The sequence below is a fragment of the Acidovorax sp. DMC1 genome (assembly GCF_056314325.1).
Genome location: NZ_JBQUYO010000002.1, coordinates 23908 through 37544 on the forward strand (window position 1 = coordinate 23908; position 13637 = coordinate 37544).

At 66.8% G+C, this 13637-nt stretch carries 11 protein-coding genes; 7 read left to right on the forward strand and 4 right to left on the reverse strand.

The window, feature by feature from the left end:
• Window positions 1-180: 180 nt before the first annotated feature.
• The 4 genes from smc (at window position 181) to ACT531_RS04565 (ending at window position 9359) form a co-directional block, all read left to right on the forward strand.
• Window positions 181-3705 (forward strand): chromosome segregation protein SMC, encoded by a 3525-nt coding sequence (smc, locus tag ACT531_RS04550; protein WP_476016638.1) that lies wholly within the window; start codon window positions 181-183, stop codon window positions 3703-3705.
• A 16-nt stretch (window positions 3706-3721) separates the two neighbouring features.
• On the forward strand, window positions 3722-4837 hold the full coding sequence (locus ACT531_RS04555; protein WP_343735917.1) for a cell division protein FtsZ: 1116 nt from the start codon (window positions 3722-3724) through the stop codon (window positions 4835-4837).
• Window positions 4838-4851: 14 nt separating this feature from the next.
• Window positions 4852-6939, forward strand: a complete 2088-nt coding sequence (ligA, locus tag ACT531_RS04560; RefSeq protein ID WP_476016639.1) for an NAD-dependent DNA ligase LigA — start codon at window positions 4852-4854, stop codon at window positions 6937-6939.
• A gap of 125 nt (window positions 6940-7064) precedes the next feature.
• The gene (locus ACT531_RS04565; protein WP_476016640.1) at window positions 7065-9359 is read left to right on the forward strand and encodes a penicillin-binding protein 1A; all 2295 of its coding nucleotides are present in this window, start codon (window positions 7065-7067) and stop codon (window positions 9357-9359) included.
• A 54-nt stretch (window positions 9360-9413) separates the two neighbouring features.
• Here ACT531_RS04565 and ACT531_RS04570 read toward each other — a convergent pair whose 3' ends face one another.
• From ACT531_RS04570 to ACT531_RS04580, 3 genes are all read right to left on the reverse strand, one after another.
• A complete protein-coding gene (locus tag ACT531_RS04570; RefSeq protein ID WP_476016641.1) occupies window positions 9414-9647 on the reverse strand; it encodes a DUF1737 domain-containing protein in 234 nt (77 codons plus the stop codon).
• A gap of 8 nt (window positions 9648-9655) precedes the next feature.
• Window positions 9656-10207, reverse strand: coding sequence for an NUDIX hydrolase (locus ACT531_RS04575; RefSeq protein ID WP_015014179.1), 552 nt, complete (start codon window positions 10205-10207; stop codon window positions 9656-9658).
• A 113-nt stretch (window positions 10208-10320) separates the two neighbouring features.
• On the reverse strand, window positions 10321-11016 hold the full coding sequence (locus tag ACT531_RS04580) for a fumarylacetoacetate hydrolase family protein (protein WP_476016642.1): 696 nt from the start codon (window positions 11014-11016) through the stop codon (window positions 10321-10323).
• A 121-nt stretch (window positions 11017-11137) separates the two neighbouring features.
• Between ACT531_RS04580 and ACT531_RS04585 the strand changes: the two genes are divergently transcribed.
• The 3 genes from ACT531_RS04585 (at window position 11138) to ACT531_RS04595 (ending at window position 13267) form a co-directional block, all read left to right on the forward strand.
• A complete protein-coding gene (locus tag ACT531_RS04585; protein ID WP_043566498.1) occupies window positions 11138-11593 on the forward strand; it encodes a MarR family winged helix-turn-helix transcriptional regulator in 456 nt (151 codons plus the stop codon).
• 103 nt (window positions 11594-11696) lie between these two features.
• Entirely contained in the window at window positions 11697-12365 is a 669-nt protein-coding gene (gene maiA, locus ACT531_RS04590; RefSeq protein ID WP_476016643.1) for a maleylacetoacetate isomerase, read from the forward strand.
• The gene (locus ACT531_RS04595; protein ID WP_476016644.1) at window positions 12362-13267 is read left to right on the forward strand and encodes a purine nucleoside phosphorylase YfiH/LACC1 family protein; all 906 of its coding nucleotides are present in this window, start codon (window positions 12362-12364) and stop codon (window positions 13265-13267) included. Before maiA ends, ACT531_RS04595 begins: the two co-directional genes overlap by 4 nt.
• Here the strand turns inward: ACT531_RS04595 and ACT531_RS04600 are convergent.
• Window positions 13187-13528 (reverse strand): hypothetical protein, encoded by a 342-nt coding sequence (locus ACT531_RS04600; protein ID WP_476016645.1) that lies wholly within the window; start codon window positions 13526-13528, stop codon window positions 13187-13189. The genes ACT531_RS04595 and ACT531_RS04600 overlap by 81 nt on opposite strands.
• Window positions 13529-13637: the final 109 nt, after the last annotated feature.

Here is a 13637-nt window from a genome sequence, read left to right on the forward strand (position 1 = left end):
TGGTGCCAACCGGCCTGCGGGCGCCTCCAGCGGCCCTTGAGCGCCAGGGCCAGGCAGGCGGCGCGGTATCATTCCGGCCTTGCCCATACCCGGCCCTGCCGGTGTGTTGTACGCCGGGACTGCGCACCGGCGCCCTGGTTGACCGCCGCGTCTCTTCTGCATCTACCCGCCATCTGATCCGTGCGTCTTACCTCGATCAAGCTCTCCGGCTTCAAGTCGTTCGCTGAACCCACCAATTTCATGCTGCCCGGGCAACTGGTCGGCGTGGTGGGGCCTAACGGCTGCGGCAAGTCCAACATCATGGACGCGGTGCGCTGGGTGCTGGGCGAGAGCAAGGCCAGCGAGCTGCGCGGCGAGAGCATGCAGGACGTGATCTTCAGCGGCACCACCACCCGCAAGCAGGCCAGCCGCGCCAGTGTGGAGCTGGTGTTCGACAACTCCGACCACCGCGCGGGCGGCCAGTGGGGCCAGTTTGGCGAAATCGCGGTGCGCCGCGTGCTCACCCGCGATGGCACCAGCAGCTACTTTCTGAACAACCAGCCTGTGCGCCGCCGCGACGTGCAGGACGTGTTCCTGGGCACGGGCCTCGGGCCCCGCGCCTACGCCATCATCGGCCAGGGCACCATCAGCCGCATCATCGAATCGCGCCCCGAGGAACTGCGGCTGTTCCTGGAGGAAGCGGCGGGCGTCTCCAAATACAAAGAGCGCCGTCGCGAGACCGAAAACCGCCTGTCGGATACGCGCGAGAACCTCACGCGGGTCGAAGACATCTTGCGCGAGCTGAACGCCAACCTCGAAAAGCTCGAAAAGCAGGCCGAGGTGGCCGCCAAGTACAACACCCTGCATGCAGACGCGACGCTCAAGCAGCATCAGCTGTGGTTTTTGAAGCGGGCCGAGGCCGAAGAGCAGCAGAACAAGGTGCGCCTCGATGGCCTGCAGGCCGTGAACGACCTCGAATCGCGCATGGCCGACCTGCGCGCGGTCGAGTCCGACCTCGAAACCATCCGCCAGGCCCACTACGCTGCAGGCGACCAGGTCAACCAGGCCCAGGGCAAGCTCTACGAAGCCACGGCCGAAGTGGGCAAGCTCGAAGCCGAGATCCGCTACGTGGTCGAAGGCCGCCAGCGCGTGGAGCAGCGCTTGGTGCAGCTGGCCGAGCAGATCGCTCAGTGGCAGGCCCGCAAGGAAGACGCCGATGTGGAGCTGGAAAACCTGGCCGGTGCCGGTGTGGACGCCGAAGAGCGCGCCGAACTGCTCGCCGCCCAGGTCGAAGAGCAGGCCATGCAGCTGCCCGACCTGGAAGAAGCCCTGCGCCAGGCCCAGGCCCGCACGGCCGAGCAGCGCAGTAGCGTCGTGCAGGTGCAGCAGCAGATTGGCGTGTTGGCCGCCGAGCAGCGCAGCTTTGACGAGCAAAGCCGCCAGCTCGACGCCCGCTTTGAACGCCTGCGTACCGACCGCAACGCGCTGGCCGCGCCCGATGAAGCCCGCCTGAACAACCTGCGCGAGCAGCTCGAAGAAGCGCAGGAGATTGCCGAAACCACCGAGGCACGGTTGTACGAGCTGCAGGAGTCCGTGCCCCAGCTGGACGAAGACCGCCGCGCCCGCCAGCAGGCGGTGAACGCCGAAAGTGCGCGCCAGGCCGAGCTGTCGGCCCGCATGGAGGCCCTGAAGGCCCTGCAGGAAAAGGTCAAGACCGACGGCAAGCTGCGCCCCTGGCTCGCCAAGCACGGCCTCGATGGCCTGCAAGGTCTGTGGAGCCGCATCCACATCGAAAAGGGCTGGGAAAACGCCCTTGAAGCCGCGCTGCGCGAGCGTCTGGCCGCGCTGGAAGTGGGCCGCCTGGACATGGTGCGCGGTTTTCTGGGCTCCGGCGGCAACGATGCGCCCCCAGCGCGCCTGGCCTTTTACAGCGCGCCTGCAGCCGGCCAGCCCGAGGCGCCGTCCCAGCACCAGCGCCTGTCCGATCTGCTGCGCCTCAATGACGCGGGCCTGCGCGCCGTGCTCACCGACTGGCTACAGGGCTGCTATACGGCCCCCACGCTCGACGAAGCCCTGGCCCGCCGCAGCCAGCTGCAACCTGGGGAGACGGTGTTTGTGCCCACGGGCCATGCCGTCAGCGCCCACAGCGTGAGCTTTTATGCGCAGGACTCCGAGCAGTCCGGCATGTTGGCCCGCGCGCAAGAGATCGAACACCTTGAAAAGGAACTGCGCGCGCAGGCCCTGATCGCCGAAGAATCGCGCACCGCCCTGGTCCGCGCCGAGGCCGCCTATGCCGATGCCTCGCAGCGCCTGGTGTCCGCCCGCCGCGAAGCGACCGAGGCCCAGAGCCGTGCGCACGAGCTGCAGGTGGAGACCCTGCGCCTGACGCAACTGGCCGAGCAGACCCGCGCCCGCAGCGCACAGATCGACGGCGACCTGGCTGAGGTCGAGGCCCAGCTGGCCGACCTGCAGGAGCGCCGTGTGGCCGCTGAGGCGCGCTTTGAAGAGCTGGACATGCAACTGGCCGACAGCCAGGAGCGCGAGGCCCAGTTGGGCGACAAGGTCATCGAGGCGGAGCGCAAGCTGGCCGCCTGCCGTGAACAGCAGCGCACGCTGGAGCGTCAGGCGCAAGAGGCCACGTTCTCGCAGCGCAGCCTGGAGGCGCGCCGCGCTGAATTGAACCGCTCCATCGAAACCGCCACCCAGCAGGCCAAGGCCCTGGCCGACGAAGAGCAGCGTGCGCGCGATGAGCTTGCCCGCCTGTCGGATGCCGCAGCGCAAGGCGGCCTGCAGGCCGCGTTGGAACTCAAAATGGAGCGCGAGAAGGCCCTGGCCGCTCAGCGCAGCGAATACGACGACCTGACCACCAAGCTGCGCGCGAGCGACGAACGCCGCATGCAGCTGGAACGCGCGCTCGACCCGCTGCGCCAGCGCATCACCGAATTCCAGCTCAAGGAACAGGCCGCGCGCCTGGGCCTGGAGCAATACACCACCTTGCTGCAAGACGCCCAGGCCGACCTGGAGGCCGTGGCCCGCTCCATCGAGGAGGGCAATGTGCGCATCGGCGGCCTGCAGAGCGAAATTGATCGCCTGCACCGGGAGATCACGGCCCTGGGCGCCGTCAACCTGGCCGCGCTGGATGAACTCAAGCTGGCCAGCGAGCGCAAGGTGTTCCTCGATGCGCAGACCGCCGACCTCACCGAGGCCATGAACACGCTGGAAGACGCGATCCGCAAGATCGATGGCGAAACGCGCCAGCTGCTCTCGGGCACCTTCGACACTGTCAACGCGCACTTCGGCCGCATGTTCCCCGAGCTGTTCGGCGGCGGCCAGGCCAAGCTCATCATCACCGGTGACGAAATCCTGGACTCTGGCGTGCAGGTGATGGCGCAGCCGCCCGGCAAGAAGAACCAGACCATCCACCTGCTGTCGGGCGGTGAAAAGGCCCTCACGGCCATTGCGCTGGTGTTTGCCATCTTCCAGCTCAACCCCGCGCCGTTCTGCCTGCTGGACGAGGTGGACGCGCCGCTGGACGACGCCAACACCGAGCGTTATGCCAAGCTGGTGTCCAGCATGAGCAAGGGCACGCAGTTTTTGTTCATCAGCCACAACAAGATCGCGATGGAAATGGCCGAGCAACTGATCGGCGTGACCATGCAGGAGCAGGGCGTGTCGCGCATCGTGGCCGTCGATATGGAGTCGGCCCTCTCGATGGTGGACGCTTGAACCCATTCAATCAAACATGAGCACATTGCAACTGAGTCTGGCCATCATCGGTGGCCTGGTGCTGGCCCTGATCGTGGCCTACAACACCTGGACCTCGCGCCGCAACGCGCCCAAGCGCGCACTGCCCACAGAGCACGACCCGGCGGCGGAGCCCGCGCAGCGCCTGGAGCCCGGCTTTGATGCGGGCGCGACAGGTGCCATGCCACCCAGCGAGTTCCACGGCTTGGACCGGGGGCCGGAGCCGTCGGAACACACCGTGGACGCGGGCGACGCCCTGCAACTGCCCGTGCCGCCGTTTTCGCCCGAGCGCCGCCCGGGGCTGGACCCGCTCATCGATGTGATCGCCTCGCTACAGCCCGAGCATGTGGTGTCCGGCGACGCGGCCCTGGTCGCACTGCCGCCCACCCGCCGCGCAGGCAGCAAGCCCTTTGCCATCGAAGGCCTGAACGAAGCCACCCAGCAGTGGGAAACCCCCGCCCCCGGTCAGCGCTACCAGTCCTTCCAGGCGGGCGTGCAACTCGCCAACCGCATGGGCGCGCTCAACGAGATCGAGTTTTCCGAGTTCGTGGTCAAGGCCCAGGCCTTTGCCGACGCCATCAACGCTGCTCCCGACTTCCCCGACATGCTGCAGGAAGTGGCCCGCGCCCGCGAGCTGGACCAGTTCGCCAGCGACCACGATGCCCAGCTCATGTTCATGCTGCGCGCCCGCCAGGCCGCGTGGAGCCCGGGCTACGTGCAGCAAAATGCTGCCCGCCTGGGCTTTGTGCCCGGTGCCATGCCCGGCCGCCTGGTGCTGCCCGCCAGCACCCAGGGTCTGCCGCCGCTACTCACGCTGGGCTACGACACCCAGGCTGCTCTGGCCGACGACCCCGACCAGTCCGCCATCCGCGACATCACGCTGAGCCTGGACGTCGCCCAGGTCCACCGCACCGAACAGCCCTTCGCCCGCCTGCGCGACGTGGCCGCCGCCCTGTGCCAGGCCATGGACGGTGTGCTCTGCGACCAGAACGGCACCCCGCTGCCAGCGATGGCCATGGACCCGATCGCTGCCGACCTGGAGCTGCTGTACGACCAGCTCGATGGGCGGGATCTGTCTGCGGGGTCGGTGCTGGCGCGGCGCCTTTTCAGCTGAGCGCTGGTGCGGCCATGACCGAGAGTTTGGATCTTTTTTCGGCCCAAGCGCCCGTGGATCAAGCGCAGCCAGCTATCAAAATCAAAGCGCTGCGCGACCAGCTCAACCAGTGGGCCCATCAGTACTACGTGCTGGACGAGCCCACCGTGCCCGACGCCGAATACGACCGCGTGTTCCGCGAGCTGCAGGCGCTCGAAGCCGCGCACCCTGAGCTGGTCTCCCCCGATTCGCCCACGCAGCGCGTGATTGGTGCGGTGATGGAGGGCCTGGCCCCCGTGCGCCACGCGGTGCCCATGCTCAGCATCCACACCGAAACCGACACCGAGGCCACGGGCGCGCAGGCTTTTGATGCCCGCGTGCGGCGCGAGCTAGGCCTGTCGGACGCCGACCCTGCCATCGAATACGTGGCAGAGCCCAAGTTCGATGGCCTGGCCATGAGCCTGCGCTACGAGAACGGCCGTCTGTCGCAGGCCGCCACGCGTGGCGATGGTGAGGTGGGCGAGGACGTGACGCACAACATCCGCACCATCCGCCAGATTCCGCTGACCTTGCCGGAAGGCGTGCCGCCACTGCTGGAAGTGCGCGGCGAGGTCTACATGCGCCGTGCCGACTTTGACGCCCTCAACGAGCGTCAGCGGGAGCAGGGCGGCAAGACCTTTGTGAACCCGCGCAACGCGGCCGCAGGCGCCGTGCGCCAGCTCGACTCCAACATCACCGCCCAGCGGCCCCTGAGCTTTTTTGCCTATGGTCTGGGCGCGATCACGCCGCCTGCCGAAGGTGGGCCGGTGTTCCGCACGCACTACGAGATGCTGCAGACGCTGAAATCTTGGGGATTTCCGGTGGCAGCGCAGGTACAGATTGCGGTAGGTGCTACTGAATTGATAGCGTTTCACCAGCAGGTGGGTGCCAGCCGCGATGCGCTGCCGTACGACATCGACGGTGTGGTTTACAAGGTCAACTCGTTGCAGCTGCAGCGTGACTTGGGCTTCAAGACCCGCGAACCGCGCTGGGCCGTGGCGCACAAGTACCCGGCGCAGGAGATGGCCACCAAGATCGAAGGCATCGACGTGCAGGTGGGGCGCACCGGCAAGATCACGCCGGTCGCACGCTTGGCGCCGGTGTTTGTGGGTGGGGTCACCGTGACCAATGCCACGCTGCACAACCTGTTCGAGATCCGCAAGAAGGGTGTGCGCGTGGGTGACACCGTCATCGTGCGCCGTGCGGGGGACGTGATTCCCGAGGTCGTGGGTGTCATGCCAGGGCAGCGTTCGAGGTATGTGCCCAACTTCCGCATGCCCACAGCCTGCCCCGTATGCGGCAGCGCCGTGGTGCGCGAAAAGGGCGAGGCCAACCACCGCTGCACCGGCGGCCTGTTCTGCGCCGCGCAGCGCAAGGAGGCGATCCTGCACTTTGCCGCGCGCCGCGCCATGGACATCGAGGGCTTGGGCGACAAGCTGGTGGACCAGCTGGTGGACGCCAACGTGATCCGCACATTGCCCGACCTGTACCGGCTGGGCCTGACCTCGCTCATTGCGCTGGAGCGCATGGCTGAGAAATCGGCCCAGAACGTGCTGGCGGCGCTCGAAAAATCCAAGCAGACCACGCTGCCGCGCTTCTTGTTTGCCCTGGGCATCCGCCACGTGGGCGAGGCCACGGCCAAGGACCTGGCGCGGCATTTTGGCGTGCTCGACGCCATCATGGATGCGACGGAAGAGCAGCTGCTGGCCGTCAACGACGTGGGCCCCATCGTGGCCAAGGCCATCCGCACCTTCTTTGAACAGCCGCACAACCGCGAAGTGGTCGAGCAGCTACGTGCCTGCGGCGTGACCTGGCCCGAAGGCCCGGTGGCCGAGCGTGCCCCGCAGATTCTGGCGGGCAAGACGGTGGTGTTGACCGGTACCTTGCCCACACTGAGCCGCGACGCGGCAAAGGACATGCTCGAAGCCGCAGGCGCCAAGGTTGCGGGCTCCGTCAGCAAGAAGACCAGCTACGTGGTGGCGGGCGAAGAAGCTGGCAGCAAGCTGGCCAAGGCCCAGGAACTGGGCGTGCCCGTGCTGGACGAAGCCGGCATGCTGGAACTGTTGTCAGGCCAGGGTGTCTGACGGAGCACGGAGCACGGTGCACCATGCCCGACTCTGTTTTTGCGTTTTCTTTCCCCTTTCTCCTTCCTGACCGGCCCCTGGTGGCGCGGTCCTGAAGCGACCCTTTATTTCCCGGCGATTCATTGATGCACAAGTGGCTGCTTTCTTTCCGGGCCCGCATGGCGGACCTGTTGGCCTGGGTTCCCCGGCCCGTGCGGCGCCTGCTGCTGTGGACGGTGGTGGCGGTGCCCGCTGCGCTGCTGGTGTTCACGCTGGCGCTCGTGCCTTTCACCCCCGGTATCAGCGACATCCGCAAGGCCAAGAGCGAGCTGCCGGCGCAGCTCATGTCGGCCGACGGCAAGCTGCTGGCCGAATACCGCTGGGCCAACCGCGAGTGGGTGGAGCTGAACCAGATCTCGCCCAACGTGATTGATGCGCTGATAGCGACCGAGGACCACCGCTTTTACAAGCACTTCGGGCTGGACTGGCGGCGCACGGCATCGTCAGTGGTGCTGACGCTGCGCGGGGACCCGCAGGGCGGCTCCACCATCACCCAGCAGCTGGCGCGCAACCTGTTCCCGGAGGAAATTGGCCGCTCGCGCACCCTCACGCGCAAACTCAAGGAAGCGATCACCGCGCTCAAGATCGAGGCGTCGTACTCCAAGGACGAGATCCTGGAGACTTACCTCAACACCGTGCCGTTTCTCTACAACGCCTACGGCATCGAGATGGCCGCGCGCACCTACTTTGACAAGTCGGCCGACAAGCTCAACGTGCTGGAAAGCGCCACGCTGATCGGCATGCTCAAGGGCACGGCCTACTACAACCCGGTGCTCAACCCCGAGCGCGCGCAGGCCCGCCGCAACACGGTGCTGTCGCAGATGGTCAAGCGCGGCAAGCTCGATGCCAAGCAGTTCGAGACCCTGCAAAAACGCCCGCTGCGCATCAACTTTGAACGCCAGACCGAGGTCATGGGCCCGGCGCCACACTTTGCGATCCAGCTGCGCAAGCAGCTCATCGACTGGGCCGACAGCAAGGGCTACAGCCTGTATTCGGACGGACTGGTGATCCGCACCACCATCGACTCGCGCCTGCAGGCCTATGCCAACCAGGCGGTGGCGCGGCAGGGTCGGCAATTGCAAGGTGTGGCCGACACCGCCTGGTCGCAGCGCAATGGCTGGGGCCCCAAGAACGAGCTGGTGCAGACCTTGGTGCGCGAGAGCGCCGAGTACCGCGCGGCCGTGGACAAGGGCGACACGCCCGACGACGCGCTGAAGTCGCTGCTGGACGACGCTGCCTTCATGGCCAAGCTGCGCGCCGAAAAGACGCGCGTTCAAGCGGGCTTTCTGGCGCAAGACCCGGTCACCGGCCATGTACTGGCCTGGGTGGGCAGCCGCGACTTTGCGCAAGACCCGTTTGACCACGTGCAGGCAGCGCGCCGCCAGCCGGGCTCTACCTTCAAGCCGTTTGTGTATGGCGCGGCGTTTGCCAACGGCGCCACGCCCGAGGACACACTGATGGACACCGCCGTCGAGATCCCGCTGGGCGGCGGCCGCGTCTGGCGCCCCACCGATGGCGGCCCGCCCAGCGACCAGCCCATGACGCTGGCCGACGGCCTGGCGTTCTCCAAGAACACCATTACCGCACAGGTGATGCAGCAGGTGGGCCCGGCCCGCGTGGCCGAAGTGGCGCGCGCCCTGGGTGTGCGGCAGTCCAAGCTGGAAGAGGTGCCGTCCCTGGCGCTGGGCACGAGCCCGGTCACGCTCAAGGAAATGATCTCGGCCTACAGCAGCATCGTGAACCTGGGCCGTTATGTAGAGCCCGTGCTCATCACCAGCATCGAAGACCGCAATGGCAAGGTGCTGGAGACTTTTGCCAAGCCCGTGCCCGAAGAGGTCTTCCAGCCCCGGGCGGCGCAGACCCTGCGCAACACCATGCGCGGTGCCGTGGACCGGGGCACGGCCACGGCCATCCGCACGCGCTATGGCATCCAGGCCGACGTAGCCGGCAAGACCGGCACCACGCAAGACAACACCGACGGCTGGTTCATCCTGATGCACACCCGCGTGGTGGCGGGGGCCTGGGCCGGGTTCAACGATGGGCGCATCACACTGCGCAGCGACTACTGGGGGCAGGGCGCGCGCAGTGCATTGCCCATGGTGGGCGAGTTCATGCAGCAGGCCATCCGCAACAAGGTGATCGACGGCAACGACCGGTTTGTGGACGAGTTCGACACCAGCCCACCGCCGCCGCCCGATAGCTCGCTCAGCACCATGCGCGACTGGATTCGTGGCCTTTTCCGCACCGACCCGCAGCAGGCCCCAGTGCCCGGCATGTCCCCCCGGCCTGCGGGTGCGGGCGGTTTGCCGCCGGTCACTACCGACCCACCGGGCTCGGTGTCGCCACCGGTGCCCGCAGAGGAGCGGGTGGGGGGCGAATGAGCGGGCGCGGCGCGGGGTTTACGCGCCGCTGAATTTCTCGGTCGGGCTGCGCGGTCAGGCCACCACGCCGGGCCATACGATGGCCTGGGCCACGATCACGGTCTGCCCGTTGAAGGTGGCCGCCGGTGAGCCATACAGCCGATAGCCCAGCGCCAGCGCGTCGCTCACGCGGCGGCAGAAGCTGGCGTCGTCGGGACCGGTGAGCAGGCGGTAGGCGGGCAAACCATCGGGTGGCGTGCTGGCCTGGGCGGAAGATGCAGGCGATGCGGTGGAGGTGGCAACCGTCATGGCTGCGCCTATTCGATGTCGATGAAGTGCATGCCCATGGTGCCCGCCTTGCGGTCGGCAAAGTAGCACTCCAGCGTTTCCTTGACGGTGCGGAACGCCAACTCGTCCCAGGGTACCTCGTCTTCAGCAAACAGCCGGGCCTCGATGGTTTCGTAGCCCGGGTTGAACTGGTCGCTCAGCAGCGTGGCGCGGTAGAACAGGTGCACCTGGCCCACACGGCGCACGTTCAGCAGGCTGAACAGGGGGCCAATCTCGATCTGCGCGCCAGCCTCTTCGTCGGTCTCACGCGCCGCCCCTTGGGCCGTGGTTTCGTCCAGCTCCATGAAGCCTGCGGGCAGCGTCCATTTGCCCCACCGGGGTTCGATGTTGCGCTTGCACAGCAGGATGCGGCCATCGGGCAGCGCGGGCACCGTGCCCACCACATTGAGTGGGTTCTCGTAGTGCACCGTGTTGCAGGCGGGGCAGACGGCACGCTGCTTGGTGTCGCCGTCGTCCGGAAGGCGGTACACCACGGCGGTGCCACAGGCGCGGCAATGTTTGATGGGGCTGCGGTAGGTCATGCAGGGGTTTGAGGGTCAAATGGGCTGGTAGCGCAAGTGCAATATGCGCTACCAGCTATGAAAATCGTAGCATTTCGTTCACCTGGCCGGGCGGCAGGGCCGCCCGGTAGCGCTCAGACCACGGTCAGGCGCAAAGGCGTGAGGCCGCCCACACCGCCTTCAAGCGTATCGCCACGCACCACAGCGCCCACGCCTTCGGGGGTGCCGGTGTAGATCAGGTCGCCGGGCTGCAGCTCCCACGCGGCCGACAGGTGCTCGATGGTCTCAGCAATGTTCCAGATGAGCTGGCTCACGGTGCTGCGCTGGCGGTCTGCGCCGTTGACCTGCAGCCAGATGGGCGCGTTGGCCACATCACCTGCCTGCGCTGCCGGGGTGATGGGGCCGATGGGCGCGCTGGCGTCAAAGCCCTTGCCGATGCACCAGGGGCGGCCCTGTTTCTTCATGTCGTTCTGCAGGTCGCGGCGGGTCATGTCGAGGCCCACGGCGTAGCCGTAAATGTGGCTGAAAGCGTCGGCAGCGTGGATGTTCTTGCCGCCCTTGCCAATGGCCACCACCAGCTCGATCTCGTGGTGCAGGTTGGCCGTGAGGCTGGGGTAGGGCAGCTGCCCGGTTTCGCCCGAGTTGACGACCACGATGGCATCCGCAGGCTTGAGGAAGAAGAAGGGTGGCTCACGGCCGGTAAAGCCCATCTCCTTGGCGTGTTCTTCGTAGTTGCGGCCCACGCAGTAAATGCGGTGTACCGGAAACCGTTCGCCGCTGCCCACCACGGGCACGCTGACCACGGGGGCTGGAGGAAACACGTAGCTCATGTCTGCCTTTCAATGGTTCTGGGAATGCTGTCAAAAAACCGCGCGCAGTACCGTGCGCGCCGCAGTGTGGCAGTGTGCCATGGGCGCAGGCCCTCTGCTGGGGGGCGCTACACTCGCGCCCATGGCAAAGAGCTTCGATTTCCACAACACGCCGGGCCACCTGGTGCGCCGCGCCCACCAGCGGACCGTGGCACTTTTCATGGAAGAGACGGCCGGATTTGACGTGACGCCGGTGCAGTTCGCCATCCTGCACGAGCTGCTGGCCCAGCCGGGCGAGGACCAGGTCACCCTGGCCGCCCGCGTGGCGTTCGATGCAGCCACGTCCGGATCGGTGATCGGGCGGCTGGAAAAGCGCGGCTGGATCCGCCGCGAGCCCGACACCCGTGACCGCCGCCGCAAGCTGCTGTGGATCACGCCCGAAGGCGAAGTGGCCGCCCTGCAGATGCGCGATGCCGCCCAGCGCGTGCAGGAGCGCCTCACGGCACCGCTCACTGCCCAGGAAAGTGCCGACCTGATGGTGCTGCTCTCCAAAGTCGTCTACAACCACCAGGATCCGGCGGGCACCTCGGGCGCCTGACGGGGATGCCCTTGGCTGTCGGGCGCACTCCTTCTCTGGCCTGTCGGCGCCATGCCGCACAGGCTTTGTTCCTTGTTTGATCGACCCCAGGCACCGCTCCGCCATGCAGCTCTACAACTACTTCCGCTCCTCCGCCTCGTTCCGCGTGCGTATCGCGCTACAGCTCAAGGGCCTGCCGTACGACTACATGCCTGTGCATCTGGTCAAGGGCGAGCACAAGGCCCCCGATTACGCGGGCCGCATTGGGGACGCGCTGGTGCCCACGCTGGTGACCGATGGCGGCACGGCGCTGTCGCAGTCCATGGCCATCATCGAATACCTGGACGAAACCCACCCCACGCCTGCCTTGCTGCCCGCCACCCCGTTGGCGCGGGCTCGGGTGCGCGCACTGGCGCAGATGGTGGCGTGCGAAATCCACCCCATCAACAACCTGCGTGTGCTCAAGTACCTGGTGCATGAACTGAAGGTGGACGAGGATGCCAAGAACGCCTGGTACCACCACTGGGTGCGCAGTGGGCTGGAGGCGTTCGAGCGGCAGCTTGACCTGCTGGCGCAAGAGCGCGCTGCGCAGGGCATGGCGCCCTCGGTGCTGTGCTGGGGCGATACGCCCACGCTGGCCGACTGCTGCCTGGTGCCGCAGATTTTCAATGCCCAGCGCTTCAAGGTCAGCCTGGATGGCCTGCCGCGCACCATGGGCGCGTTTGAGGCTTGCATGGCACTGCCCGCGTTCCAGCAGGCGCAGCCCTCGGCCTGCCCGGACAGCGAAGCGTGACGGCTGTGGCATCGTCGGTACCGGGCCTGCACGCAGACTGGCTGGTGCCTGACTGGCCTGCACCGCCCGGTGTGCATGCGCTGTGCACCACGCGCGCGGGTGGGGTGAGTCACGCACCGTACGACCAGTTGAACCTGGGCGCCCATGTGGGCGACGATCCGCTGGCGGTCGTTGCCAACCGGCAGATCTTGCAGTCTGCATTGCATTCCACGAACCCGGGCGCGCGTGCAGTGTTCTTGAGTCAGGTGCATGGCGATGGCGTGGCGCTGCTCGATGTAGGTACGCCCGACGGGACAGAAGCTGACGCCTGCGTGGCCAGTGCACCCGGCGCCGTCTGCACCATCATGGTGGCCGACTGCTTGCCCGTGTTGCTGGCTCACCGGTCAGGTCGGGTGGTGGCTGCGGCCCACGCCGGCTGGCGTGGGCTGGCCGGGCACGCAGGGCAGGGCGTGCTGGAATCGGTTTTCAAGCTTTTTTGCCATGAAGTGCTAGTGAATCATGCTTCTGCAGCTATAAAAAGTGTAGCATTGGCGCCTGACTTCCCGTATGCTTCAGAGGTTGCCGCCCACACGCTGGCCTGGTTGGGCCCCTGCATCGGCCCCACGGCTTTCGAGGTCGGGGCGGAGGTGCGTGCAGCGTTCTGCGATGCCCCGAGTGCCCTGGGTGCTGCGGCTGCTCAGTGTTTTGTGGCGCGGCCCGATGCACCGGGCAAGTACCTGTGCGATCTGGCAGGGCTGGCCCGGTTGCGCCTGCAAGCCATGGGCATCACCGCCATCTACGGCAATGACAGCACCCCGCTGTGGTGCACCGTCACGCAGGCCTCACGGTTCTTTTCGCACCGCCGCGACAGCGTTGCCCTCGGCGGCAGCGGGCGTTTTGCCGCCTGCGTCTGGCGCGGCTGACGTTGCGGGTTCGGCGCCCGCATCGGCCATGCGGGCTGCGGCCTGCTCCGCGTCATACGCGGCCTGTTCGGCCGCCTCTCGCGCCTTGATCTTGCGCTTGCGCGACGGCGTGCCCAGGATGTAGACCAGAATGCCCATGGGCAGCAGGCCATACAACGCGAACGTGATGATGGCTCCCAGCACAGTGCCCTGTGGGCTGGTGGCCTCGGCCACCGCCATCATGAGCGTGACGTAGGTCCAGGCGATGACGATGAGGTACATTGATTTGTGTGCACTGAAAGCGTTGAATTCGTTGCCATGCACCATGGCGGTGGGCAACAATGAACCCGCGAAACAAAAATCAGGCCCCAGCCGCTGCGAGCGACCAACC